Raw genomic sequence first — 23,834 nt, 5'->3', positions numbered from 1 at the left:
CCTACCCGCCAGCTCCGCCCGTTGTCCTGGAGGCAACCGACGCACGGAAATGTTTCCGACTCCAACCGGATGGCATAGACTCAGGGGACAGGCTGTAACCGTGCGTTCTTGCTGGGGCGTCGTCTAATGGCAGGACGTCAGACTTTGAATCTGATTATCAAGGTTCGAATCCTTGCGCCCCAGCCACCCTTCTTCCCGTGATGCCCAAGGACGGTGGGCCGATGACGCAGCCGCATAAGGTTCTCCAGCTGGTGTCCGTGGGTAGCCCGCCGCCGGTGCTCCTGCGGGAATTGGAGGATCCCATCGCGTTGCAGCTCGGCCTGCGCGCGGTGGTGAGCAAGACGGTGCTCCCCACTCCGGCCTACGCCTTCAACAAGGACCGGAGCCAGTACCACTGCAACGCCATCATGCGCCGGTTGGTGACGGTGCTCGAGCCGGGGTGCTCGATGGTGCTGGGGGTCACCGACGTGGACCTCTTCGTGCCGGATTCGCCCTACGTGCTGGGCGAGGCGGACCGCGAGTCCAAGAGCGCCGTGCTCAGCCTCTTCCGGCTGCGCCAGGGCGTGGACGCCGAGCAGTTCCGGCGCCGGCTCCAGGTGGAGGCGGTGCACCAGGCCGGGCACCTGCTGGGGCTGTCCTACTGCGAGGACGCGCGGTGCGTGATGTTCTTCGCCCAGGCGCCGCAGGACTGCGACCGCAAGCAGATGTCGCTGTGCAACAACTGCCGCAATGAGCTGAACAAGCTCAACCGGTAGCCGCGCCAGCCGCTGGCGCGCGCCCCCCACCCACTCGTGTTTGAATGCCGCGCCCGCATGGGCGTCTCCATGCGCGGCGGTCCCGGAGCAGCGGGGCGTCTCTCTTCGAGGCCGGACGGAACAGGAGCACGAGCGTATGAAGGCGTTGTTGCGGATTGTCGGACTGGCGGCGGTGGCGGGGCTGGCGGCGGCGTGCGAGCCCTTCGACCTCGATGACGGTGGTGGCGGCACGGCCGGTGGCAGCTTCACCCGCGGCTTCGTCTACGTGAAGAGCGACCGCAACGTGTACGCGGTGGACGACACGTGGGACGTGAGCGTCACGCTCCCGCTGCAGCTCACCACGCAGGGCGGGGCGTACGAGCCCACCCTGTCGCGCAGCGGCCGCCTGGTGGCCTTCGTGTACAAGGCGGGCGCCACGGTGGAGTTGCGCACCGTGCCCACCACGGGCCAGGGCACGCCCTCCACGGTGTTCTCCATCACCACCCCGGGCTGCACCGGCTGCTCCAACCTGCGCCTGCCCGCCTTCAGCCCGGACAGCAACACCCTCGTCTTCACCGTGTACAAGGGCAACAGCTCGACGCTGGCGCGCGTGAACGTGGATGGCAGCGGCGCCCAGTTCCTCAACACCGGCGGCTACTCCTACGTCGGCGCGGCGTCCTTCTTCGCCAACGGGCAGAGCGTGCTGGCCACCACGGGCACCATCCGGGACCAGTTCAACACCCTCATCCAGGTGCCGCTGAGCGGTGCCGCTCCGAACGTCCTCTCCTACAGCCTGGGCAACGAGGCCCTGTATGTGACGAACCGCGCGGTGGTGTCGCCCGATGGCACCAAGGTGGCCTTCGACGGGCGCATCAGCAGCGGCGGCTCGCGCATCTTCGTGGCGCCCATCGGCCAGACGCTCGGCCCGGTGACGATGGTGACGGACTACGTGGGTGAGTCCGTGGAGGACCGCTTCCCGAGCTGGCGCGGCAACACCGAGGTGGGCTTCCTGTCCAACTCGGGTGGCGCGGATCAGATCTACCGCATCAGCGCCGCGGCACAGGGCAGCACGGGCACCCTCGTGGTGCCGAGCGCCATGGAGCCCTTCTACGGCGGCTTCTAGTCGCGTGGGCGGCCGGGGCCCGGGGCTGGCGGCTCCTGGCCCCGGATGCACGAAGGCCCGGGGACCTTCTTCGGGTCTCCGGGCCTCCGGGTGCTACGCGGTTGCTGGGGTTACTCGGGCTTGGCGCTCACGGCGACACTGGGGGCCACCGTGCCCGTGCCCTTCTTCACCTCGAGCGCGTCGGCGACGAGCTCGGTGATGTCCTTCACCTTGATGTTCTCCTCGCGGCCCGTGTCGTTCACCGCGTCCTTGAGCATCGTCGCGCAGAACGGACACGCCACCGCCACCACGCCCGTGCCGCCCTTCTCCTTGTACTCGCCCACCAGGCCCGGCTTCTTCTTGTCCGTCGCGTCCGGGTACGGCGTGCTCGGGTCCTCGGCGTGCTTGAGCGTCAGCGCCGCCTCGTTCAGCCGGTTGTGGTTGATGCGCGTGCCGATGTGCTCCTCCATCCACATCCGCCCGCCACCCGCGCCGCAGCAGAAGCCCTCGCGCTGGCTGCGCTGCATCTCCACCACCTCGAGCCCCGGAATCGCCTTCAGCACCTCGCGCGGCGCGTCGTACACCCCGTTGTGCCGGCCCAGGTAGCACGGGTCGTGGTACGTCAGCTTCGTGCTCATCACCGCGGAGAGCTTGATGCGCTTCTCCTTCAGCAGCTCGTTGATGAGCTGCGTGTGGTTGATGACCCGGTACTCGCCGCCGAACTCCGGGTACTCGTTCTTGATGGTGTTGAAGCAGTGCGGGCACTGCGTAATCACCGCCTTCACGCCCATCGCGTTCCAGCTCTCGACGTTCGTCTTGGCCATCGTCTGGTACAGGTACTCGTTGCCCAGACGGCGCGCGGTGTCGCCGTTGCACATCTCCTGCTTGGACAGCGTCGCGAAGCTCACGCCCGCCTCGCGCATGATCTTCACCAGCGCCCGGCTCACCTTCTTCTGCTTGTCGTCGTAGCTGCCCGCGCAGCCCACGAAGAAGAGGTACTCGTACGTGCCGCCGTCACCCCAGGTCGGCAGCGCGAGGTCCTCCGCCCACTCGTCGCGCTTGTCCTGGCCCAGGCCCCAGGGGTTTCCCTGGCGCTCGATGCCCTCGAACACGCGCTGGATTTCCTGCGGGAACTCCGCCTTCACCTGCACCTGGTAGCGGCGCATGTCGATGAGGCGCGGCACGTTCTCGATGAACACCGGGCATGCCGTCTCGCACCAGCCGCAGCTCGTGCACGCCCATACCGTCTCCGCCTTCAGCGCGCTGCCGATGATTTCCGGCAGGGGCTCGGTGGTGCCCGAGGGCCCGCGGCCCTCCTCAATCCACATCTCATGCTCCCACGCCCAGTGCTTCAGGTCCTGGTTCACACCCTTGTGCGTGAGTGGCTTGCCGGTGATGTACGTGGGGCAGTGCGTCTGGCAGCGGCCGCACTCGGTGCACGAGTACAGGTCCAGGCCCTGCTTCCACGTGAGATCCTTCAGCGTCGCGGTGCCGAACTCCTCCTTCTCCAGGTTCGGCGTGGGCAGCTTCGCGCTCTGCGTGTTGCGCTGGCCCTGGCCCAGCCGCAGGAAGAACACGTTGGGCAGGCCCGTAATCACGTGGAAGTGCTTGCCCACCGGCAGGAAGTTGAGGAACGCGAGGATGATGGAGAGGTGGATCCAGAAGCCCGCCACGCCCAGCACGTGCGCCACCGTCCAACCCAGCGGCCGCATCGCCATGCCCACCGCGCCCGTGGCCGGCTCCCACCACACGAAGTTGCTCGTGGCCAGCGGCATCGTCTGCTCACGCGGCACCATGTGGCTGCCACCGAAGAGGAACTCGGTAATCATCAGCCCCGAGATGAACCCGAGGATGAGGTAGGCCTCCCACGAGGGGCTCATGCGGTCGGGCTTCACGACGGCGCGCGCGTAGACGAAGTAGGCGCAGCCCAGCAGCGCGCCCACCGCCACCACGTCCTTGGCCAGCAGGTACACGCGGTAGGCGTTGAGCAGCCCCTCCTTGCCCGCCCAGAACGGGTCGGTCAGGTCGGTGAGCACCGCGAGGGCCGTGTCCGAGAAGCCCATCACGAACATCATGACGGTGCGCAGCGCCAGCACCATGAACGCCGCGAAGATGAGCACGTGCATGGAGCCCGGGGTGAATTCCTCCCGGTCCACCATGCGCTGCTGCCCGAGCCCGAAGCGCAACAGCGCCGCGGCTCGCTGGGGAAGGTTGTCCAGCCGGTTCTCCGGCTTCATCGCCAGCAGGACGCCGATGCGCCCGGCCATGGTCATGACGAAGATGGAGAGTCCGACGGCGAGGAGGAGGCCAGTGATGATGGGACTCATGTCGGTTCAGTGAACCTCGCGAAGGTCCGCGGGGGTGGGGAATTCGAATGCCGCGCTGCGGCAAGGCTGTAACCCTGCAACCCTAACAAGATTGATTCTCGAATCAAGCGGGCGTCTGGCTCGGCGGGGGCAGTGTTTCTACTGCCGGAATAGCCTGCACGTGCTCCGAGCGGCGCAACGTTGACCGCACAACCTCGCCCGCCTTAGGGCCGCGTGGCTCGCGGATGCTGCTCGCCTGGTCGGCCCTCGGCCGGGCCCGGTCGCGGCGCGTCTGCGTCAGGGGCCCGCCCGGTTCGTCTTCCGGACAGATCGGGCGGGCTGCCACAAGCCGTTGTGTAAAAGCAAGCAGGCGTGCACTACGAGACGGAGCCGGTCGCTTGGGACGCCGAGGGCTTTACACCGAGCCGGGCAGTGGTCACCCTGTTTGGTAAATCGGTCAACGGCGTTGGGAAGGAGCACCACATGGGGTGGGCTCCAGGTGACCGAGCGGGGGCGCCCCAGGGGCGGCGAGCCAGACGGCCGGCGACCCGGAGCAGCACGGAGAGCGCCCAGGAGGAAGCCATGGTGCACGACGAGTCGACGTACATGGATGACGAGGGGCTGGAGTACGTCGTTCCGGGCGGCGAGGACGAGGAGTCGACGGGGTCCATCGTGGTGGTGCGAGGCAACCCCGGTGGCCGGCTGTGGGGCGCCGATGATGCCTACGGCGGCTACGACGCCGAATAGCGCCAGGGCCCCCGCGTCGGCACGAGGCGCGGGGGCGGCAGTGTGAAGCAGGGGAGCGCGTCTCTCCGTCGAGCCGGTGCACCCAGGCACCCGTTCCGGAGATGGAATCCGCGGCTCCGTGTATCCTCCCCCCCGCGTGGGGTCTCCCAATCCCAATCCCTCGAGCACCGAATACGCGCACTTCGACCGGCTGCTGCCCGCGTTGAAGGAGGCCTGGCGGCGCAACCGCGCCAGGACGTGGACCGCCGAGGAGCTCGGCGAGCTGTCGGGCCTGCCCGCCTCCGAGGTGGCCCAGACGCTGGAGCGCTTCGCCTCGGAATTGGAGCTCGCCGAGGTGCTCTTCGGGGATGACGCGGGGCTCGTGGGGGCCATCCAGCTCTCGCCCGCCGTGCTGGAGACGGAGTCCTTCGCCTCGGTGCGCGCGCGGCTCGAGGCCCAGGGGCCGCTGGAGTTGCCCCTCCACCTCTCGGCGCTGCACGTGGACGGCTTCCGGGTGCTCCAGGGACTCGACGTGCGGCCGGGCCCGCTCACCGTCCTCACCGGCGAGCCGGGCTCGGGCAAGTCCGCGCTCCTCGAGTGTCTGGCCCTGCTCTCCCGCGCCATGGGGGCAGCGCTCCCCTCGGGGCCGGACGCGCGCCTCCCCGAGCGCCTCCACCTCTCCCTGCGCCTCACGAGCGGCTCCGGCCGGGCGTTGCGGTACGCGGTGAGCCTCGGCGGGCCCGCGGGCGTGCCCCGCGTCACCTCGGAGCGGCTCGCCGGGCTGGAGACGGACGCGAGCGGCCAGGAGTCGGAGGCCTTCACCTTCCTCGAGCGCCAGAACGGGCAGGGCACGGTGCACACCGCGACATGGGGACCTCCGAGGCCCCGCGTGCTGTCGGTGCCCCTCGTGCTGGCTCCGGATGCGCTCGCGCTGAGCGGCGGATTGGAGCCCGCCCTGCGCGTGGCCGACAGCGTGCGTGCGTTCGTCTCCGGCTGGCGCTTCTACCCGGGCTTCGACGTGTCGCGCGGCGCGGTGCTCCGGCGGCCCGTCCCCTCGGAGCCCGAGCCCGTGCTCGCGCCGGATGGCTCCAACCTGAGCGCCGTGCTCTTCCACCTGATGGTGGAGCACCCCGAGCGCTGGCGGGAGCTCGAGGCGCTCCTGCGTGCCGTGCTTCCGTCCTTCCACGCGCTCTCGGTGAAACCCCGGGGCGGGCCGGGCACGGTCATCGGCGTGTGGCGCGAGGCCGGCGTGCGCGAGGAGCTGACGCTGGCGCACCTCTCCGACGGGACGCTGCGCCTGCTATGCTTGGCGGCGCTGTGCCTCTCGCCCCTGCTGGCGCCGCTCGTGGGCCTCGACGGGCCGGAGCTGGGGCTGCCCCCGCGCGCACTGCCCGTGCTGGCCTCGCTGCTGCGGCGGGCCTCGGAGGCGAGCCAGGTGCTCGTGGCCACGCATTCGCCCGAGCTGCTCGCCGGGTTACCTCTCGAGGCGGTGGCCGTGCTGGAGAAGGTGGACGGGCGCGCGGTGCTCTCCCGGCGAGGGCCCGCTGGGGCACCGGAGTAGGCGCCCGGCGCCCAGGTCGGCGATACTGGGGGACGCGGCAGTCGCGGGGTGCACGCCAGTGCCTCGCACGGAGGATGAAGCGATGAAGCTGACGGCCTGGGCGGTCGAGCGCGATGGAGAGCGTGGCCGGAATGTGCATCTGCTCGTCACCGTGGAGGCCGAGTCGGATGCGCCCCGTGCTCCCGTGGCGATGAACCTCGTGCTGGACCGCAGTGCTTCCATGCGGGGCGCGCCCCTGGCGGCGGCGGTGGAGGCCGCGCAACTGCTCGTCGAGCGCGCGGGGCCGAAGGACTACCTCGGGCTGCTCACCTTCGACGGGGTGCCCGAGCAGCTCGTGCCGCTGCGCCTCATGGACAAGGAGGCGCGGGCGGACCTCGCCGAGACGCTCTCGGGGCTACAGGCGGGCGAGGGCACGGCGCTGCACGAGGCGGTGGAGTCGGGCGCGGCCGCGGTGCGCCGGCTGTTCATCCCCGGGGCGCGGCCGAAGCTGTTGATGCTCACGGATGGCGAGCCGTCGGTGGGCCTGCGCGCGCTGGCGGACTTCCGCACGCTGGGCACGAAGGTGGCCGAGTCCGGGCTGACGCTGCATGCGCTGGGGCTGGGGCGGCACTACCTGCCGGAGATTCTCGAGGCGCTCACGGCCCCCTCGGGCACGAGCTTCACCCACGTGGACGACGCCGAGGGCCTGCCGGTGGCCGCCGCGGCGCTGGTGGCCGAGCTCTACGGCGAGGTGGGCACCGACGCCCGCGTGTACGTGAAGCCGAGCGGTTTCAGCGAGCTGCTGTGCCGTCACCGCTACCCGGCGCGGGTGGACGGGGATGCGCTGAGCGCGGGGCTGGGCTCGCTCTCGCAGGCGTTTCCGCGGCGGGCGCTCTTCACCGGGCGGTTGGAGCTGGCGGACTGGACGCTCGGGGTGACGACGACGTGGACGGAGAACGGGGACACGCGGCGCGTGGCGGTGCCGGTGCAGCGAGTGCTGCCGGACAGCCCCGAGGGCCGCTTCATCCGCGCGGTGGGCGTGGAGTTGGACCTGGTGGCGGCCGAATCGGCGGCGTGGAAGGCGCTGCTGCGGCGCAATCCAATCGCCGCGGAGAAGTCGCTGTCGGAGGCGGAGGAGGGGCTGCGCGAGCTGGTGCGGCTGGCGGTGGAGGAGGTGCCGGCGAAGCGGCACGTGGAGCGGCTGGCGGACCTGCGGGTGGCGGTGGAGAAGCGCGCGGGAGAGGTGCCCGCGTTGGTGGTGCGCCGGGCGAGGGCCGCGGACGCACGCACGGGCTTGAGCGTCATCCAGCCCGTGCCCGTCCTCCCCGCGCGCAAGGCGGGGAGCTGAGCGCGGAGCCGGCACGGCTCCACGAAATCCCCAGCTTCAGCCGACGGGCCAGCAGGCGGGCAGTGCTGTAACCGGCTCCTCCGCTCGCACGTACTCCCTCCACCACCGGGGCGGGCTGCCCGGGAATGCCCGCCTGCCCGGAGGGTTGATGGGCGCCAATCCACGGCCGTGAGGCTGGCGGTCGGCACTCCGGTGGGTTAACGGGAGGCTCATGAGGCAGCTGCGGGTACGACGTTCGAGCGGGCTGGGTGTTCTCTTCTTCGCGGTGCTGGGGCTCTGCCTCGGCTCGGGCCTGGCTCGGGCGGAAGTGCCGGCCACCGCCACGGCCACAGGCGCTGCGGACCAGGGCAACCCGCGCGTGGAGGCCGCGCTCCTCACCGACGTCTCCCAGGTGAAGCCGGGTGACTCCTTCCGCGTCGGCGTGCGCTTCCGCATGGACCCGGGCTGGCACATCTACTGGAAGAACCCGGGCGACGCGGGCCTGGCCTCGGAAATCGTCTGGGACACTCCGGGCACCACCGTGGGCGAGCTCCAGTGGCCCACGCCCATCACCTTCCGCACCCCGGACGGCTTCATCACCTCGTATGGCTACGGCGACGAGGTGCTCCTCTACGCCGAGGCCCATGTCTCCGACAAGCTCACGGGCTCGGCGCAGCTGTCGGCCGCGGCGGACATCCTCGTGTGCGAGACGCGCTGCCTGCCCGCGCAGCTCATGCTCACCCGCGGCGTGCCCCTGGGCACCGAGACGCGGCCGGACCCCGAGCACGCCGCCCTCTTCGACGCGGCCCGCGCGCGCGTGCCGGTGACGCCCGAGAGCGCTGGCCACGTGGTGGCGCTCACGCTCGACACGAAGCCGCTCACCGCCGGCAAGCCCTTCACCGGCACCCTCACCGTGACGGCGCCCAAGGGCCAACCGCTGCCCACGGTGGAGAAGGACTTCTTCGTCCCCGAGCGCATCAAGGGCATCGCGCACGTGGCCCTCTCGCCCGTGGCCGGCAAGCCCGGCACCTTCGCGTTGGAGGGGCAGCTGGGTCCGGATGTGCCCGCGCAGGAGCCCCGCTTCGTGGGGGTGCTGCGTCTGGGCCCGGCCAGCGCGGGTCATCCCTCGCTGACGTTGAACCTGCCGTTGGCGCCCGTGGTGGCCGCTCCTCCCGGGAGTGCGCCCGCCGTGAAGACGGCGCCCGAGTCCTCGCTGTCGCTGGGGCTGGTGCTGCTCTTCGCGTTCCTCGGGGGCGCGCTGCTCAACCTCATGCCGTGTGTCTTCCCGGTGCTGGCCCTCAAGGCGTACGGCTTCACCCGCACGGTGCATGCCGAGCGCGGCCAGGTGGCGCTGCATGCGCTCGCGTACGCGGGCGGCATCGTGGGCTCGCTGCTGGCGCTGGCGCTGGCGGTGCTCGGCCTGCGCGCTGGTGGGCACAGCGTGGGCTGGGGCTTCCAATTCCAGGAGCCGCTCTTCGTCGCCGCGGTGGCCGCGGTGCTGGTGGCCTTCGCCCTCAACCTCTTCGGCGTCTTCACCGTGGGCACGGACGGCACGGCCCTGGTGGAGAAGGTGGACTCGAGCCACGGCCTGGCGCGCAGCGCGGGCGAGGGCGTGCTGGCGGTGGTGCTGGCCACCCCGTGCTCGGCGCCGCTGCTGGGCACCGCGGTGGGCTTCGCGCTGGCGGCGGGCACGGGCACGGTGCTGGCCACCTTCCTCATGCTGGGGCTCGGCCTCGCGCTGCCCTTCTGCGTGCTGGTGCTGGTGCCCGGCCTGACGAAGCTCCTCCCCAAGCCGGGCGCGTGGATGGAGCGCGGCAAGCAACTGCTCGGCTTCGCGCTGCTCGCCACCACCGTGTGGCTGGTGTGGGTGATGGGCGGCCTCACCGGCGTGGACGGTATGGCGCGGCTGCTCGCCTTCCTCGCGGTGGTGGGCCTGGGCGCGTGGCTGTACGGGCTGGCGCAGGGCGCGTCGGGCGGGCGCAAGGCGGCGGGCGTGGCGGCGGTGGTGGCGGTGCTGGCCGTGGGCGGCGTGCTCTCGCTGCGCTTCGACGAGACGGGGCCGGCCGTGCGCAGGGCCTCGGCGGTGGGCGAGGCGCAGCCGTGGGACGAGGCGGCGGTGGCCGCGGCGCTGGAGGCGGGGCAGCCCGTCTTCATCGACTTCACGGCGGACTGGTGCCTCACCTGCAAGTTCAACGAGCGCACGGTGCTCACGCGCGAGGACGTGCGGACGGCCTTCGCGCAGCACAAGGTGGCCTTCTTCGTGGCGGACTGGACGCGGCGCGACGCGCGCATCAGCGCCAAGCTGGCCGAGTTCGGCCGCGCCGGAGTGCCCATGTACCTGGTGGTGAGCCCGGCCTCGCCCGGCAAGCCCGAGGTGCTGCCCGAGCTCCTCACCACCGATTCCGTCGTCGAGGCCGTGCGCCGCGCGGCGAAGCGAATGGCCGACGCGACGTAGCGGCCCCTCGCGCATCCGAGCGGCGCGGATTCCTTCCGCTGTACCCTCACAAGGAGAGCAGAGCGAATGAAGTCCCTCTTCACCGCAGTCGCCCTCGTCGTGATGTTGCCCGTGGTGGCCCTGGCCGCCGACACCGCCGAGGTGGGCGAGCCCGCTCCGGCCTTCACCCTCAAGGACGAGGCCGGCAAGGAGCACTCGCTGGCGCAGTACAAGGGCAAGGTCGTCGTGCTGGAGTGGACCAACCCCGAGTGCCCCTTCGTGAAGCGCCACTACACGGCGGGCACCATGCAGAAGACGCTCTCGGGCTTCGACGCCAAGAAGGTGGTGTGGCTGGCGGTGGACTCCTCGGCGAGCCACACGCCGGACGTGGCCGCGGCGTGGAAGAAGGAGAAGGGCTTCAGCTACCCGGTGCTGCAGGACCCGAGCGGCACGGTGGGCAAGTCGTACGGCGCCAAGACGACGCCGCACATGTATGTGATTGATGAGAAGGGCGTGCTGCGCTACGCGGGCGCCATCGACGACGACCCGCGCGGCAACAAGAAGGAGGGCACCACCAACTACGTGAAGACGGCGGTGGACGCGCTCCTGTCCGGCAAGCCGGTGCCGGCCTCCACCACCGAGTCGTATGGCTGCTCGGTGAAGTACAAGAGCTAGTTTGAGTCCGTGAGGCCCTCGCGTCCCGAGTGGGCGCGGGGGCCCGCGCGCCCGCGCACCGGGAGCGGGTGGCTGGTAGGTTGAGGCCATGGCCGAGCGCCCACCTGCCTCTCCCGAAGCCGACGAAGAGCTGAGTCATTCGTACTGGGATGAGTCGGCGGACGCGTGGAATCACTTCGTCGAGAGTGGGCTCGACTACTACCGCGTGGAGCTGCACGGACCGGCACTGCTGGAGGCCTGCGGAGAGGTGACCGGCCTGGAGGTGCTCGACCTCGGCTGCGGTCAGGGCTGGTTCAGCCGCCAGGTCGCGAGCCGGCCCGAGGCACTGGCCCGGTGTCCCAAGCTGGCGGATGCGACGCGCGTTCCGTACTTCTTGATCTTCGACCTTCGCGCGCGGTGAGCGGCACGAGAGGGTACCGGACCTACCGAGCTGGGAGGTGCCCGGCAAGCCGGATGCGTTCCGGGGGTCCGCCCCCGCTTCCGAGGGCTGAGCCGGCCGCGGCGGTTTGAACTAGGCTGGTGCGGCGATGAGCGACACGAGCGGCGAGCCGGTACTGCGCAAGCTGACCATCGAGGTGAGAGACCTCCACAAATCCTTCGGCGGCCAGGAGGCCCTGCGGGGTGTGGACCTCGTGGTGCCCGAGGGCGCCACCGTCGTGCTGCTGGGAATCTCCGGCTCGGGCAAGTCGGTGCTGATGAAGCACATCATGGGCCTGCTGCGGTCGGACCGGGGCACGGTGCTCGTGGAGGGCCAGGACGTGGCCCAGATGGACGAGTCCGCGCTGAACCAGATGCGCCGCAACCTGGGCATCCTCTTCCAGGCCAATGCGCTCTTCGACTCGCTGACCGTCTTCGACAACGTGGCGTTCCCCCTGCGAGAGCGCACGGACCTGCCCGAGGAGCAGATCCACGAGACGGTGAACAAGACGCTGGGCATGGTGGGGCTGTCGCACGCGGCGCAGCGCTTTCCGGGCGAGCTGTCCGGCGGCATGCAGAAGCGCGTGGGCTTCGCGCGCGCCACCATCCTCCGGCCGAGAATCCTGCTCTACGACGACCCCACGGCCGGGTTGGATCCGCTCACCACGGCCGCCGTCAACGACATCATCATGACGGCCAAGAAGGAGCTCGGGGCGACATCGCTGGTGATTACGCCGGACGTGGCGTCTGCCTTTGGCATGGCCGACACGCTCGCCCTCATGCACGAGGGGCGCATCGTCGCCTCGGGTCCGCCCGACTCGTTCCGCGAGTCCCACCACCCGGAGGTGAAGGCCTTCCTGCGCAACTGGCTGGCGCGCCGCTCGAAGAACCGCGCGCCTCCCGAGGGGACGAAGTGACTTCGATGGTCCTCTGGACTCCTGGGGACGTGCTGGGACCGGTGCGTTGACAGGACGACGCCCGCCACTGAAGATGACGATGGAGCAGGGGGGGGCCGGGTGACCTGGCTCGCGGCAGTGCAATCAATGCGCGGAAACGCGGATTCAGGACCCGATGAAGTCCTTCATTTTCGACGTGCTACCCGCTCGGGGGAGCGTGATGCCCATCAACTCCGCGAGCCGCCATCAGGCTTGGGGCTTCTCACGTGCGGCGCACGGGCGCTTGCTGCTCATGGGGCTGGCGGTGCTGGTGGCCTGCAACAAACCGAAGACCGAAGAGAAACCGGCGGAGGAGGCACCTGCCATCACCCAGGCCGTCTCGCTGGAAATCAACGGCTTCAACTACACCGATCTGTACATCGACAGCTTCGAGGTGAACGGCCAGGGCGGGGGAAACCTCTTCGTCAGCTCTCCGACCTCGGGCGGTGGTGGGGGCGTGTGTTGCGTGAGCTTCAGGCCGGGCACGAAGCTGCCGGTGCCACTGACCATCAAATGGACGCGAGACCGGAAGCGCTGGTGCGAGAAAGAAGCGCTGCTCTCCGGGCCGGTTCCAGCCAATCCTCGCTACCTCGGGGTGCATTTCTTCCCTGACGGGCACATCGAGGCCGAGATCACAGAGGACGATCCGGAGCCGAAGTTGCGGCTGGAGCGAGTTGACCGGGGCGAGCGCAAGAAGTCGGGTAACACCGTGGCGGACGAGCAGACTGCGCGGTGCAAGGATGGCTACTAACGACGAGTCTAGATTGCCGTGCGCAGCGCACGGGCGCTTGCTGCTCGTAGGGCTGGCGGTGCTGGTGGCCTGCAACAAGCCGAAGACCGAAGAGAAACCGGCGGAGGAGGCACCTGCCATCACCCAGGCCGTCTCGCTGGAAATCAACGGCTTCAACTACACCGATCTGTACATCGACAGCTTCGAGGTGAACGGCCAGGGCGGGGGAAACCTCTTCGTCAGCTCTCCGACCTCGGGGGGAGGAAAGGGCGTGTGCTGTGTGAGCTTCAGGCCGGGCACGAAGCTGCCGGTGCAACTGACCATCAAGTGGACGCGAGACCGGAAGCGCTGGTGCGAGAAGGAAGCACTGCTCTCCGGCCCGGTTCCAGCCAATCCTCGCCACCTGGGCGTGCATTTCTTCCCTGACGGGCACATCGAGGCCGAGATCACAGAGGATTACGCCGAGCCGAAGTTGAAGTTGCAAGACTTCAATCCAGGGCAGCGCAAGGAATCAGGTAACACCGTGGCGGACGAGCAGACCGCGAGGTGCAAAGATGGCTACTAATGGCGAGTCAACGAAACTGCAGTCCTCGGTGAACTTGAGTCAATCAGCATCTCTTGCGAGCAAGAGTGCAGACAAGACCGGGCGTGTGCCCGAGGCGAAGAGCAGCGTCTTCGGCAAGGCTCCCACCGCTCCCACTTCGCAGGGAGTCAAGGTTGCTTTTTTCTTCGATGGCACGGGCAACAACCTGGATGCGGATGTTGGAAATGACGAGCACAGCAACGTAGCGCGTTTGTTCCGAGCGCATCCTCAGAGCGACTCGACTCGGGGGTTGTTCAGTTATTACATCCCCGGGCTCGGCACGCGCTTCAAGGAGATTGGAGACCCGGGCGGAACGGACCTGGGACTCGCCTTCGGTGGAATGGGCACGGCGCGTCTGGATTGGGCCATGCGCCGGTTCGAAGAGCGCGTCGGCCAGAGCAAGGGCCGCACGGTTCACCTGTCTCTGTTCGGCTTTTCTCGCGGCGCCGCGCTGGCACGCGCTTTCGCGCGGATGGTCGCGGACCGCTGCGAGCGCGGGGCCGACGGCACCTGGCGCTTCTCGCACAAGCAGGGAAAGTCTCCGGTCCGCCTGTACTTCATGGGGCTATTCGATACCGTGGCGTCGGTCGGTGTGCCCATGGGGGTGAACAACTGGCAGTCGCTCGACCTGACGACTGGCGCACTGGACTTGCAACAGGTGCTGAAGTGCCGCCACATGTACGGAAGTACGCTCGATGAGCTTGCCTTTGTATTTGGAGGGGCTCCCGGCGCGGACCCGGCGTCAGGCATGTCCAACGGCCATATGAGCTGGGCGGATGACCTTCGCATCCCCGAAATGGTCGAGGATTGCCTCCACATGGCGGCGGCCCATGAGATTCGCAATTCCTTCCCGCTCGATAGCCTCGCCCAGGGCGGGAAGTACCCGAGCAACTGCCGGGAGGTGGTCTATCCCGGCGCTCACTCGGATGTGGGTGGTGGCTATCGGCTGGGAGAGGGGGCGCGAAGCCAGTTCCCTGGCTCTCTGCTGAGCCTGGTGCCGCTGCGGGCCATGCGTGCCGAGGCAATCCGGGCCGGCGTTCCCCTGCTGCCGGAAATGCCCTCGGCGCTGCTGAAGAGTGACTTCGCGGAGGACCCCGCCAGCAAGGCGGCCTTTGAAACGATGAGCCGCCGCTTCAAGCTCTACATGGATACCGTGGGCTGGGGCGGCAAGTCTTTGGGCGACATGGTTCTGTCCCACATGCGGCTCTACTACCAGTGGCGCTTCTACAAGGCGTATACCAGCATTGAGGGCACGCCTACGCGAGACCAGACCGTCCTCAAGGCCTTCGAGCAGGGTTGGGCGAAGGAGCAGAGCCGGTTGACCCAACTCACGAGTTCGCTGCGCAGCGAGGCCAATAGCCACAAGGTCATGGCCAAGCAGCTCCGTGAGTCGGGGGCGTGGATGTTCGGCCCCGGGCAGAAGATGTACGAGGAAGAGTCGAAGCTCGCGGACCAGAAGGAAGACGAGTACCTCACCCAGAAGACCTTCCTGGACACGATGCCGAGCTCGGACGGCGAATACGCGCACAACGCGTACATCTATGACCGGCAGCTCGTGATGGATGCGCGCAAGCTCCAAGCCTTTGCCAAGAAGAAGGGACGGGACAGGTTGCGCCCGCACTACAGGGCGGTGCTCGATGCGTACGAGGCCCAGTACGAGCGCGGGCAAGGACTGCGTAACCAGGAACTCCTCACGTTCTTCGAGCTCCACGTTCACGATTCCCTGGTGGGTTTCGCCAAGGACGCCACCCTGCCTTCCGATCCCCGTGTCATCTACATCGGCGGGGACCAGAAGCTGCCGTACGCCATGAATTCGCCTCTGCGGCGGGGTGCTCCGTCCTCCGCCCTCGGTTGAGCCCAGCGTTCGCGGAGGGGTGCTCCAGGCCCGGAGCACTCCGTCGCGGCAGACGTGCTTCACCGGCATACTGGAAGTCCGGAGGCACGAGTCGCATGGAAGCAGGTTGGAGCATCCGCAAGGCGGGCGTGGAGGACCTGGACGGCCTCGTCCGCCTGCGCTTCGCGCTGCTGCGCACCACGCGCGGTGTGGAGAAGTTGCAGGGCGAGGAGGCGCTGGAGGAAGCCACCCGGCGCTACTTCGCGCAGGAGATTCCCGCGGGCCGCTTCCATGCCTGGGTGGGCGTGGCCGAGGGCCGGCTCGTGGCGTGTAGCGGCCTCGCGCCCTTCTCGAGGCCTCCGATGCCAGACACCCTGGCGAGCCTCGAGGCGTACATCCTCAACATGTACACCGAGCCCCAGTGGCGCGGACGGGGCATCGCCCGCGCGCTCTTCCTGGAGTTGGTGCGCTTCTCGCGCGAGCTGGGCGTGGGCCGGCTCCTGCTTCACGCCACCCCGGACGGCCGGCCGCTCTACGAGTCGGTGGGCTTCGCGCCCAACCCCACCTACCTGGAGTGGCCGCTGCCCCGGAAGTGAGCCGGTGCTCGCGGGCTATTCCCTCTCGTGGAAGCTCCCTCGTGCGAGCGGGGAGCGGGCAGCGGGGCGTGGGCCGGTCTCTTGTCGAGTGCCGGGAGGCTTCGGACCTTTCCTCCATCACCGGGCCTCGTGGCGTGGCGCGCGAGGCCCCACAGCGTGACGGGAGAGAGCCATGGCCGAGAACAAGGGCAAGACGGTGAAGGGCACGATGGACCCGCGGCTGGACAAGGATGCCAAGGAACTGGAGCGCGAGGCCCGCAACCAGGGCGAGGGTCAGGTACGCCGCGACGTGGTGGACGAGGACACCGGCGAGAAGGGCCTCAAGGACAAGGGCATCGGCGGCTACGGCGCCGACGACTCGAGCGTGGTGCGGCGCGATGCTCCTCCGGTGAGTGACAAGAGCTGAGCGCAGTTGCCCTCTCCCACCGGGAGAGGGACGGGGTGAGGGTACCTCGCTCGCTCGGGTTGCGAGTACCCTCGCTTCCCCGGAACGCCTCTGTTCCCAAGGAGCCATGCCCCATGTCGGGATTCCGCGAGGACTACATCGAGCGAACCATCCGTCAGCTGGTGGAGGCGCTCGCGGCCATCGTGAAGGCGGGCAAGGCCCAGAAGACGGACGAGGCGCTCGAGCTCATCCAGCAGACGAGCCTGTCGCTCTTCGGCATGGAGTACCGGATGCTCATCACCATCGACGCGGGCTCGGTGGCGGGGCTGCTCGGGCACCCGGAGAAGATCAAGGCACTGGCGAAGCTGGTGAGCGCGGAAGCGGAGCTGCTCCAGCAGCGCGGGGACTCGGAGGGCGCCGAGCACCGGCTCGGCCACGCGCTCGCGCTGCTCCAGGAAGCGCGGCGCATGCGTTCGACCCCCGACCCCGAGACGGAGGAGCTCGTGCGCGGCTTGCAGGACAGGCTCTGAAAAAAAACGGGGAGGAGCCGCCCCCATGCAGCTCCTCCCCGCGAGTCTTCCCCTGCTACCCCTGTCCTGCCCCCTGAAACCCACTCCCCGTCCTGCCCCGACCCCGACCCCGACCCCGACCCCACCAACCCGCCGCCCTGAAACCCGCTACCGGTCCTGCCCCAACCCCAACCGCCCGACCCCGACCGACCCGAAAACCCGCTACCCGTTCAGCACCAACCCCGACCCCACCCCGACCGACCCGCCGCCCTGCATCCCGCCCGTCCTACCCCGCTGCCTTCACGTGAAGGGGATAGAGCAACGCGGATGCCAGCGGCGCCCGAGGCTCCGTCGCGAGTGATTCCAGGGGTTTGGCGAGCCCGTGCGGGGGCCCCGGTTCGGAAGCCGGTAGGAACTACTGCCTCACCACTTCAGTTCCCACGTCTCGGCGACCAGGCCCTGGCGGATCCAGCCGAGGTCTCCAGGCCGGGGCGGGCGGAGCGTGTAGGGGGCTTCCGGCTTCATCGCTCAGTGTCCGAGGCTCGGCGGCTGCTGCGGCGGCGTTTCGCCCTGTGAAGGCGCCGGAGGGGTGCCGCTCGCGGGCTCCATGACGCGCGTGCGCTCGGGGGGCGGCTTGTTGCGCTGCGAGGGGTGATTGGCATCCACCTCCTCGACGACGCGCGGCGGCGGCGTGTACGTGGCCGGAGAGAACTCGCGGGCCTGGTATGGCTTCGTCTGGTGCGCCTCCTCGAGGGTGACGCCCGGGTCGTAGTCGCCCGAGTTCTCGTAGTCCCGGCTCAGCAGCACCTGCCGCACGCGGTAGGGGCCATCCACGCCCATGTCGTGCAGCACCTTGCCGAACACCTCGAGCGTGAGCGTGCCCCGGCCCGAGCCCAGCTTCTCCGTCTGCTTCACCCAGGCGATGGGCTCCAGGTGCGGGCCGAACACCTGCGCCATCAGCGTGAACAGGCCCGGCTCCTCCACCTCCAGCTCGGCCTCCAGCGCGAGGCTGCCGTTGCGCACCGAGTCCTTCCACCGGCCCGTCAGCTTCGCGCGCGGGCCCTGGGTGTAGAGGAGCGTGGCGGGAATCGTCCGCGTCCCCACGCCCGGCACGTCCACGCTGCCCTCCACGAGCACGCGTCCGTACAGCAGCTTCTTCTGCTCGCGCGTGGGCTGCAGGGTGGCCGTGTACTGGAGGTCCCCCGCCACCTCGTCGTCGCCCGAGCCGTCGTCCTTCACCGGCACTTCAATCCACGGCCGCGTCGAGTCCTCCATGGGGCGCACGCGCACGTGCGGATTGGGCAGTGTCTGGCGTTTGCCCTTCCGGTCGGTGATCTCCAGCAGCACGGAGATGGGCAGGGGCGCCACCACGTTGTAGCGCTTGGGCAGGATGCGAAGGTTGTACTGGTGCGTCTCGTCCACGGGCACGTCTTCCCAGTCGGTCGTGCCCGGGTAGAACTCCTCCTGCAGCACCTGCGTCGTCGGAGGCAGCTCGATGGGCGGCGCCTCGGGAGGGACCGCGGGAGTGGTGCCCGGAATCACGTCCGGGGCAGGGGGCTCCGCCGCCGCCACCGTGCTCTGTGAAGCCCGCACGGGGGAAGGCGGAGCCCGCGGGGACGGCGCATCGGCCGGCGAGGGGTTCCGGGTGACAGAGGTGTCCTCGGGAGGTGGAGGGTTCTCCGGGGCGCGTGGCCACAGCAGCGCCACGAGCACGAGCGCGGCAATCACCGCGATGAGACCCAACCCCACCCCACGCCGTTTCGTCGATGCGTCGTTACCCATGGCTCACTGCGCGTACTGGCCGATGCAGGTACCCGGCGAGATGTAATAGCAGCCGGTGTCCGTCTGGAAGCCGTACTTCTTCACGTAGGCGTCGTTGCGGTTGTGCGAGTGGTTGGCCCACGACGGCACCCAGTGCCAGTAATAGCCGGTGTACTGCGAGCGGTACTTGCCGCCGTTGGAGCCGGCCGGGTTGGAGGTCGGGTCGCTGTCGTAGTTCCACAGCACGCCGTCGGTGTCGTCATCGGCGGAGTAGCCCACGCAGCCCACCAGCACGCCCATCTTGGAGTCGTTGGTGCTCTCCTGGACGCTGTCCTTGCCGTTGTTGTTGGCCGAGCCCGAGCCGCCCGCCGTCGTCACCTTGTACATCCAGCGGGGCATCTTGCCGGCGCGGCCGTTGTTGGCCTCGCCCAGCAGCGCGCTGCGCGTGAGGCTGGCGTTGCCCGTGTTCTTCAGCGCCCAGCCGGCGATCCAGCTCACCAGCGTGGTGCAGAAGTTGGAGGCGCCATCGGTGCCGTACAGGGCGCTCGAGGCACGGGAGCCGGCCAGCGCGCCCGCGGAGGCCACCGGGGTGCCGATGATGGCGCCGCCCGCGCCCGTCAGGCCCGGCCACGCGCCGGTGGAGAAGATGCGGTCGATGACCGCGCCGCCCGCGCTGTGGGCCACCAGGCGGAAGCTGGTGCGCTTGTAGAGGTTGGGATTGCAGCCCGTGGTGTTGGTGCCGTTCTTCAGGTCCATCAGGCAGTTGGCCACGTCGTTGGTGGAGGCCATCATGCTCTGGTTCACCATGTCGTAGCGGATGGCGAAGGCCTCGGAGTAGCTCCACGAGCCGGTGTAGTTGATGGTGTTGCAGCCCGTGGAGGCGCACGCCATGGAGCAGCCGGCCGCGGTGCACTTGGAGGTGGACTCGGCCATGAAGTCGTGGCCGTCACCGCCGTCCTCCGTCGAGTTCAGCCAGTAGCCGTACGACATGTTGACGCAGCGGCTGTCCGAGCCGTTGCCGCCGACACAGTTGCCATGTCCGTGGATGAAGACGGTGGTGCCACCGCCGTTGCCGCCCCAGACGTAATCCAGCTTCACCGTCAGAGCGGATGCACTCCCGCTCCATGCCATGACCACTGCCGCGGCCACGGTCGCGATTGCCTTGACGAGCCTCATTCCGGCCCTCCCTGTTTTTGGATTCATGCATCAAAGCCAGGGTTTTTCGCTTTCGTCCAGGTTGAGAGGTGAGCGTGGAATGCGTCCTTCCTCATGGGCGCGAAGGATTCCCCGCGCCTCCCTCTTGGACGCGGCGCGTCGAGCGCGGAGCGGCCCGCGCGAGCATCCGCCCTCGGGGGTGAGGCCCTCGCGGTGTACCGGTTGGTACACCTGGGTGTCCCGGCTGGGGCAAGGGACAGCGGGGAGACAGCCATGCCCGCCTGGAACCGGAGCCGGGCACGGAGAATGCTACGCTACCCGTTGCGTCCTCTCTCCCCCGGGCGTGTCGTGGAGGCTGTCATGCGCGGGTTCCTCTTCCTCGCCCTCTCGCTGTGGGCCGCGGGTGCCACCGCCGGGGAGCCGTCGCGCCACGTGGAGCCCCGGGCCGCCATCCTCGAGGCGCTCGAGGTGCAGGCCTCGCTGCCGGAGCACCTCCCCCGGTTGCCCGACGCGGCCTCCCCCGTGGCCGGGACGGCCCGGGAAACCGCCACGGACGGTGCTCGCCGGGACGTGGGAAACCGTACCCGGAGTGAGGCCGCCGAGAAGGCCCGCAAGGAGGCCTCGGCGCAGGCCGCGCGCGGCACGGGGACGCCTCCCGGCCAGAGCGTGAAGGCCGCCCGCTCCGCCGCGCTGGGCGCCGCGGGCGTGGGCGTGGGCTCGGACGCGCAGGACGCCGCGGGCCGCTCCCGCGCCGAGGAGGTCCGCAAGAACAAGGACCCGAAGCCTGGCAACCCGGGCAACGGGCGGCCGACGAAGCCGGACCCCCTCCAGCGCCCGTGATAGAAGGCCCCGTGTGAAGCGTCTCGTGCAGTGCCTCGCCCTGCTCGTGCTCACGGCGGCCACTCCGGCGCCGGAGGCGACCTCCCACCTGCTCCAGGGCGCCCGCCACTTCCGCGAGGGCCAGTTCGCCAACGCCCTGGTGGAGTTCAAGGTGGCCCAGCGCCTGGGCACGGGCGGCGAGGCGGACTGGTACATCGCCGCGTCGCTGGTGAAGCTCGGCCGCTCGGAGGAGGCGCTGGAGGCCTTCGCCGCCGCGCGCAAGAGCGCCCCGGACGCGCGCGACGCGCTGCTCGACTACTACCACGCGCTCGCCTGCTACGACGCGCGCCTCTACCTGTGCGCGGACACGCTGCTGGACGCGGTGGGGGATGCCTCGGGCCCGCGCATCGGCGAGCAGGTGCGCAAGCTGCGCGCGGACCTCGCCGCGCTGTTCCGCTCGGCGCCCTCGCCCGCCTCCATCGACTGGTACCACGCGCGTGCCGCCCAGGTACGGGCGTCGGGGCGTCCGGTGCTCGCCGCGCACTTCCTGGAGGAGGCGGTGCGGCTGGCGGAGAAGCGGGAGGACCGTTACCGCCTCGCCGAGGCCCGCACCGCCCTGGCCTCGCTGTCCGGGCGGCCCGAGCCCCTCGTGGGAGGAGGCAGTCCGTGAATCCGGGGTGGGTGGTGGCCGCGCTGCTCGCCGAGTCCGGCCTCTGCGGACCGGTGACGCCGGAGGGCACGCCGGACCTGGCCGCCGCCGCGCCCTACGTGGAGGTGGCCGAGGCCGAGCAGGCCGCGGGAGAGCGGGACACGGCGCTCGTGGCCTGGCGCGAGGTGCTGCGCAGGGACCCGCGCAATGCCCGGGCGAAGGCGGCCCTGAGAGCGTTGTGCGGGGACGCGGAAGCGCGCGAGGAGGCCGCGGCGGCGTCGCTGCTCTCGGGCCTGAAGCTGTTCGAGCGCGGGGAGGACGCGGCCGCGGCGGTGGCCTTCCAGGAGGCACTCTCGGCGCCGGCGCTGGTGGACACGGCCTCGTACTTCCTCGGGGTGCTCGCCCTGCGCGAGGGCCGCGCGGGAGAAGCGGGGACGTACCTGGACGCGGCGGCGGCCTCGCCGGACGCGGGGCTGGCGCGGCGCGCGGGGGAATTGCGCCTGCGGGCCGCTCGCGAGGGGCGGGTGGCGCTCTCGGTGCGGCTGGGCAGCGAGTACGACTCCAACGTGGAGCTCGTGCCGGACGGCACGGCGCAGCAGGGCGGGAGTGGAGACGGCGTGGGCGCGGCGGCCGCGGAGCTGCGCCTGCGTCCCTGGGGAGACAACGGGCCGTATGCGCGCGTCTCCGGCCACTACCGGGGCCACCTGCGCTTCCTCGACTTCGACCTGGCGGGGGCTGGGGGCGCGCTGGGCTGGGCGCACCTGGGCACGCGGCTGCAACTGTCCGCGGAGTACGGCTTGGACGGGCTGACGCTCGGAGGGACGCCGTACCTGCTCGCGCACCGGTTGCAGGTGGCCGCGCGCGCGCCGGTGGGCCCGGTGGTGCTGGAGGCCTCGTTGGCCGGGCGCCGCGAGGACTTCCGCGAGGACGCATACGCCGGTTACTCCGGGTGGCGGGGCACGGCGCGGCTGGACGCGGAGTGGAGCCCCACCGAGCCGCTCACCCTCTCGGCGGGCTGGTACGGCGGGCTGCTGCGCACGTATGAGCTGTCGCTCGGCTATTTCGAGCACGGCCCTCGCGCCGAGGCACGCCTGCGCCTGCGCCCCGGACTGCACGTGGTGGGCGAGGTGGGCTACACGCTGCGCGGCTACCAGAACTTCGACAACCCGCTGGGCGCGCAACGCGAGGACGGCTACCTCGACGCGGGCGTGGCGGCCGAGTGGGACGTGGCGGCGAACTGGAGCCTGAGGGCCTCGGTGGGCTGGCGCGGCGCGTCCTCCAACATCGCCGAGCTCTCCTATGGCCGCTTCACCGGAGGACTGGAGCTGGTGTGGTCGCGAGGGCTGTACTGATGCGGGGGCCCGCCTCGCGCGCGCTGGGGCCGTTGGGGCTCGCGACGCTCGGGTTGGTGGGAGCGCTCGCGGCGACGCTGGCCCTGTACCGTGCGGGCAGCGCGGCGCTGGACCAGGCCCTGGACGCGCGGCTGCGGGGCGCGGGCGAGTCCGCGGCGCTGCTGCTCGGAGACACGCGGGCGCGGCCCGAGCGGTTGGAAGCGCTGATGCAGGCCAACGCGCTGGACGGCGTGTACGTGGTGGACCGGGGGCTGTCGGTGCCCGCGGACGCGACGGGGCCGGCGCGCAAACGGGTGGACCTGCTGCGCACGGACCCGGCGGGAGTGGAGGCGGCGCTCGCGGGAGAGACGCGGGTGGGGCCGGGCTACTCGATGGGCGAGCTGCAGGTGACGGTGGGTTACTTCCCGGTGCGTGGCGCGGACGGGCAGGTGGCGTCGGTGCTGGTGCTGGAGGCGGGCCGGGCCTTCTCGAGCGCGCGGGATTCGCTGAGGCGGGCGCTGTGGGGCGGGGTGGCGCTGTCGGCGGTGGGCGCGCTGGCGCTGGCGCTGGTGGCGGCGCGGTGGCTGCGGGACGAGCGGGCGAGACGCGAGGCGGCGGCGCGGGCGGCGCGAGGCGATGCGATGACGAAGATGGCGGCGATGGCGGCGCACGAAATCCGCAATCCGCTGGGCGTCATCCGCGGCACGGTGGAGCTGATGCGCGAGCGCAGCGGGGCGAAGCTCTCCGGGCGGGACAAGGAAGCGCTGGAGGACGTGCTGGGCGAGGTGGAGCGGTTGCGCCGGCTGACGGAGGACCTGTTGGATTTGAGCGCGGACCGGCCGCTGGCGTCGCAGCGGGTGGAGCTGTCCGAGGTGCTGGAGGAAGCGGCGAGGGCGACGGAGGCGGCGTTTCCGGCGGTGAAGGTGCGCCGGAGCTTCGCGGAGCTGCCGCCGGTGGAGGGGGACGCGGGGAGACTGAGACAGGTGTTCGCGAACCTCTTGCAGAACGCGGCGCAGGCGCAGGGGGAGGGCGAGGTGCGGCTGGCGGCGGAGCCGGACGGGAGCGCGGTGCGGGTGCGCGTGGAGGATGACGGGCCGGGAGTGCCGCCGGAAATCCGCCAGCGGCTGTTCGACCTGTTCGTGACGGGGAAGGCGAACGGAACGGGGCTGGGCCTGGCGCTGTGCCGGAGGTTGGTGGAGCGGCACGGGGGCTCGGTGACGCTGGTGCCCGAGCAACGCCAGGGCAGCACCTTCGAGGTGCGGCTGCCCGCGTCGCGCTGACGGCTC

At 70.1% G+C, this 23,834-nt stretch carries 22 protein-coding genes and 1 tRNA gene; 20 read left to right on the top strand and 3 right to left on the bottom strand.

Features of this window, described 5'->3' with window-relative positions:
- The first annotated feature begins 112 nt into the window (after nucleotides 1–112).
- The 3 genes from ACJ8AN_RS35860 (at nucleotide 113) to ACJ8AN_RS35850 (ending at nucleotide 1,857) form a co-directional block, all read left to right on the top strand.
- A tRNA-Gln gene (locus ACJ8AN_RS35860) sits at nucleotides 113–186 on the top strand.
- A 35-nt stretch (nucleotides 187–221) separates the two neighbouring features.
- Nucleotides 222–755, top strand: coding sequence for a non-proteolytic archaemetzincin-like protein (locus tag ACJ8AN_RS35855; protein WP_407760080.1), 534 nt, complete (start codon nucleotides 222–224; stop codon nucleotides 753–755).
- Nucleotides 756–891: 136 nt separating this feature from the next.
- Nucleotides 892–1,857, top strand: a complete 966-nt coding sequence (locus ACJ8AN_RS35850) for a hypothetical protein (protein ID WP_407760079.1) — start codon at nucleotides 892–894, stop codon at nucleotides 1,855–1,857.
- A 110-nt stretch (nucleotides 1,858–1,967) separates the two neighbouring features.
- On the opposite strand, the gene ACJ8AN_RS35845 is transcribed toward ACJ8AN_RS35850, so the two are convergent.
- Entirely contained in the window at nucleotides 1,968–4,163 is a 2,196-nt protein-coding gene (locus ACJ8AN_RS35845; protein ID WP_407760078.1) for a (Fe-S)-binding protein, read from the bottom strand.
- Between the two features lie 561 nt (nucleotides 4,164–4,724).
- On the opposite strand from ACJ8AN_RS35845, the gene ACJ8AN_RS35840 reads away from it, so the two are divergent.
- The 13 genes from ACJ8AN_RS35840 to ACJ8AN_RS35780 all read left to right on the top strand — a co-directional run bounded on the left by ACJ8AN_RS35840 (nucleotide 4,725) and on the right by ACJ8AN_RS35780 (nucleotide 16,854).
- The gene (locus ACJ8AN_RS35840; protein ID WP_407760077.1) at nucleotides 4,725–4,889 is read left to right on the top strand and encodes a hypothetical protein; all 165 of its coding nucleotides are present in this window, start codon (nucleotides 4,725–4,727) and stop codon (nucleotides 4,887–4,889) included.
- A 118-nt stretch (nucleotides 4,890–5,007) separates the two neighbouring features.
- Complete coding sequence (locus ACJ8AN_RS35835) at nucleotides 5,008–6,429, top strand: AAA family ATPase (protein ID WP_407760076.1); 1,422 nt, start codon at nucleotides 5,008–5,010, stop codon at nucleotides 6,427–6,429.
- Nucleotides 6,430–6,511: 82 nt separating this feature from the next.
- Entirely contained in the window at nucleotides 6,512–7,756 is a 1,245-nt protein-coding gene (locus ACJ8AN_RS35830) for a vWA domain-containing protein (RefSeq protein ID WP_407760075.1), read from the top strand.
- A 211-nt stretch (nucleotides 7,757–7,967) separates the two neighbouring features.
- Complete coding sequence (locus ACJ8AN_RS35825) at nucleotides 7,968–10,190, top strand: protein-disulfide reductase DsbD family protein (protein WP_407760074.1); 2,223 nt, start codon at nucleotides 7,968–7,970, stop codon at nucleotides 10,188–10,190.
- Nucleotides 10,191–10,256: 66 nt separating this feature from the next.
- On the top strand, nucleotides 10,257–10,844 hold the full coding sequence (locus ACJ8AN_RS35820; RefSeq protein ID WP_407760073.1) for a thioredoxin family protein: 588 nt from the start codon (nucleotides 10,257–10,259) through the stop codon (nucleotides 10,842–10,844).
- An 88-nt stretch (nucleotides 10,845–10,932) separates the two neighbouring features.
- Nucleotides 10,933–11,244 (top strand): hypothetical protein, encoded by a 312-nt coding sequence (locus ACJ8AN_RS35815; protein WP_407760072.1) that lies wholly within the window; start codon nucleotides 10,933–10,935, stop codon nucleotides 11,242–11,244.
- A 127-nt stretch (nucleotides 11,245–11,371) separates the two neighbouring features.
- Entirely contained in the window at nucleotides 11,372–12,178 is an 807-nt protein-coding gene (locus ACJ8AN_RS35810; protein WP_407760071.1) for an ABC transporter ATP-binding protein, read from the top strand.
- Nucleotides 12,179–12,332: 154 nt separating this feature from the next.
- Nucleotides 12,333–12,947 carry a DUF3304 domain-containing protein gene (locus ACJ8AN_RS35805; protein WP_407760070.1) on the top strand — a complete coding sequence of 205 codons (615 nt, stop codon included), beginning with the start codon at nucleotides 12,333–12,335 and terminating at the stop codon, nucleotides 12,945–12,947.
- Nucleotides 12,937–13,491 carry a DUF3304 domain-containing protein gene (locus ACJ8AN_RS35800; protein WP_407760069.1) on the top strand — a complete coding sequence of 185 codons (555 nt, stop codon included), beginning with the start codon at nucleotides 12,937–12,939 and terminating at the stop codon, nucleotides 13,489–13,491. The genes ACJ8AN_RS35805 and ACJ8AN_RS35800 overlap by 11 nt, the downstream gene beginning before the upstream one ends.
- A gap of 85 nt (nucleotides 13,492–13,576) precedes the next feature.
- A complete protein-coding gene (locus ACJ8AN_RS35795) occupies nucleotides 13,577–15,364 on the top strand; it encodes a T6SS phospholipase effector Tle1-like catalytic domain-containing protein (RefSeq protein ID WP_407760068.1) in 1,788 nt (595 codons plus the stop codon).
- A gap of 95 nt (nucleotides 15,365–15,459) precedes the next feature.
- The gene (locus ACJ8AN_RS35790; RefSeq protein WP_407760067.1) at nucleotides 15,460–15,939 is read left to right on the top strand and encodes an N-acetyltransferase family protein; all 480 of its coding nucleotides are present in this window, start codon (nucleotides 15,460–15,462) and stop codon (nucleotides 15,937–15,939) included.
- A 172-nt stretch (nucleotides 15,940–16,111) separates the two neighbouring features.
- A complete protein-coding gene (locus tag ACJ8AN_RS35785; RefSeq protein ID WP_407760066.1) occupies nucleotides 16,112–16,345 on the top strand; it encodes a hypothetical protein in 234 nt (77 codons plus the stop codon).
- 113 nt (nucleotides 16,346–16,458) lie between these two features.
- Nucleotides 16,459–16,854 carry a hypothetical protein gene (locus tag ACJ8AN_RS35780; RefSeq protein WP_407760065.1) on the top strand — a complete coding sequence of 132 codons (396 nt, stop codon included), beginning with the start codon at nucleotides 16,459–16,461 and terminating at the stop codon, nucleotides 16,852–16,854.
- Between the two features lie 507 nt (nucleotides 16,855–17,361).
- Here ACJ8AN_RS35780 and ACJ8AN_RS35775 read toward each other — a convergent pair.
- Nucleotides 17,362–18,615 (bottom strand): hypothetical protein, encoded by a 1,254-nt coding sequence (locus ACJ8AN_RS35775; protein WP_407760064.1) that lies wholly within the window; start codon nucleotides 18,613–18,615, stop codon nucleotides 17,362–17,364.
- A gap of 3 nt (nucleotides 18,616–18,618) precedes the next feature.
- Nucleotides 18,619–19,770 carry a hypothetical protein gene (locus tag ACJ8AN_RS35770; protein WP_407760063.1) on the bottom strand — a complete coding sequence of 384 codons (1,152 nt, stop codon included), beginning with the start codon at nucleotides 19,768–19,770 and terminating at the stop codon, nucleotides 18,619–18,621.
- Between the two features lie 339 nt (nucleotides 19,771–20,109).
- Here ACJ8AN_RS35770 and ACJ8AN_RS35765 point away from each other — a divergent pair, with 339 nt between their 5' ends.
- Genes ACJ8AN_RS35765 through ACJ8AN_RS35750 form a run of 4 tightly spaced genes read left to right on the top strand, consistent with a single transcriptional unit; the run spans nucleotide 20,110 to nucleotide 23,828 of the window.
- On the top strand, nucleotides 20,110–20,589 hold the full coding sequence (locus ACJ8AN_RS35765) for a hypothetical protein (RefSeq protein WP_407760062.1): 480 nt from the start codon (nucleotides 20,110–20,112) through the stop codon (nucleotides 20,587–20,589).
- Nucleotides 20,590–20,602: 13 nt separating this feature from the next.
- Nucleotides 20,603–21,238, top strand: a complete 636-nt coding sequence (locus ACJ8AN_RS35760; protein ID WP_407760061.1) for a hypothetical protein — start codon at nucleotides 20,603–20,605, stop codon at nucleotides 21,236–21,238.
- Nucleotides 21,235–22,569, top strand: a complete 1,335-nt coding sequence (locus tag ACJ8AN_RS35755; RefSeq protein ID WP_407760060.1) for a hypothetical protein — start codon at nucleotides 21,235–21,237, stop codon at nucleotides 22,567–22,569. Before ACJ8AN_RS35760 ends, ACJ8AN_RS35755 begins: the two co-directional genes overlap by 4 nt.
- Nucleotides 22,569–23,828, top strand: coding sequence for an ATP-binding protein (locus ACJ8AN_RS35750; protein ID WP_407760059.1), 1,260 nt, complete (start codon nucleotides 22,569–22,571; stop codon nucleotides 23,826–23,828). The genes ACJ8AN_RS35755 and ACJ8AN_RS35750 overlap by 1 nt, the downstream gene beginning before the upstream one ends.
- Nucleotides 23,829–23,834 lie beyond the last annotated feature (6 nt).

Origin of the sequence: Archangium sp., assembly GCF_045802675.1 — a bacterium.
In the GTDB taxonomy this organism is placed as follows: Bacteria; Myxococcota; Myxococcia; order Myxococcales; family Myxococcaceae; genus Archangium.
Note: the sequence above shows the minus strand (reverse complement) of the source record. Positions and strands in the feature narration are given on the sequence as shown.

Bases quoted from the DNA above. Each gene is read 5' to 3' on its own strand.
- ACJ8AN_RS35785 (WP_407760066.1), top strand. From the start codon at position 16,112: ATGGCCGAGAACAAGGGCAAGACGGTGAAGGGCACGATGGACCCGCGG.
- ACJ8AN_RS35840 (WP_407760077.1), top strand. From the start codon at position 4,725: ATGGTGCACGACGAGTCGACGTACATGGATGACGAGGGGCTGGAGTAC.
- ACJ8AN_RS35790 (WP_407760067.1), top strand. From the start codon at position 15,460: ATGGAAGCAGGTTGGAGCATCCGCAAGGCGGGCGTGGAGGACCTGGAC.
- ACJ8AN_RS35780 (WP_407760065.1), top strand. From the start codon at position 16,459: ATGTCGGGATTCCGCGAGGACTACATCGAGCGAACCATCCGTCAGCTG.
- ACJ8AN_RS35845 (WP_407760078.1), bottom strand. From the start codon at position 4,163: ATGAGTCCCATCATCACTGGCCTCCTCCTCGCCGTCGGACTCTCCATC.
- ACJ8AN_RS35810 (WP_407760071.1), top strand. From the start codon at position 11,372: ATGAGCGACACGAGCGGCGAGCCGGTACTGCGCAAGCTGACCATCGAG.
- ACJ8AN_RS35750 (WP_407760059.1), top strand. From the start codon at position 22,569: ATGCGGGGGCCCGCCTCGCGCGCGCTGGGGCCGTTGGGGCTCGCGACG.
- ACJ8AN_RS35820 (WP_407760073.1), top strand. From the start codon at position 10,257: ATGAAGTCCCTCTTCACCGCAGTCGCCCTCGTCGTGATGTTGCCCGTG.
- ACJ8AN_RS35815 (WP_407760072.1), top strand. From the start codon at position 10,933: ATGGCCGAGCGCCCACCTGCCTCTCCCGAAGCCGACGAAGAGCTGAGT.
- ACJ8AN_RS35800 (WP_407760069.1), top strand. From the start codon at position 12,937: ATGGCTACTAACGACGAGTCTAGATTGCCGTGCGCAGCGCACGGGCGC.
- ACJ8AN_RS35850 (WP_407760079.1), top strand. From the start codon at position 892: ATGAAGGCGTTGTTGCGGATTGTCGGACTGGCGGCGGTGGCGGGGCTG.
- ACJ8AN_RS35775 (WP_407760064.1), bottom strand. From the start codon at position 18,615: ATGGGTAACGACGCATCGACGAAACGGCGTGGGGTGGGGTTGGGTCTC.
- ACJ8AN_RS35765 (WP_407760062.1), top strand. From the start codon at position 20,110: ATGCGCGGGTTCCTCTTCCTCGCCCTCTCGCTGTGGGCCGCGGGTGCC.
- ACJ8AN_RS35855 (WP_407760080.1), top strand. From the start codon at position 222: ATGACGCAGCCGCATAAGGTTCTCCAGCTGGTGTCCGTGGGTAGCCCG.
- ACJ8AN_RS35805 (WP_407760070.1), top strand. From the start codon at position 12,333: ATGAAGTCCTTCATTTTCGACGTGCTACCCGCTCGGGGGAGCGTGATG.
- ACJ8AN_RS35770 (WP_407760063.1), bottom strand. From the start codon at position 19,770: ATGAGGCTCGTCAAGGCAATCGCGACCGTGGCCGCGGCAGTGGTCATG.
- ACJ8AN_RS35825 (WP_407760074.1), top strand. From the start codon at position 7,968: ATGAGGCAGCTGCGGGTACGACGTTCGAGCGGGCTGGGTGTTCTCTTC.
- ACJ8AN_RS35830 (WP_407760075.1), top strand. From the start codon at position 6,512: ATGAAGCTGACGGCCTGGGCGGTCGAGCGCGATGGAGAGCGTGGCCGG.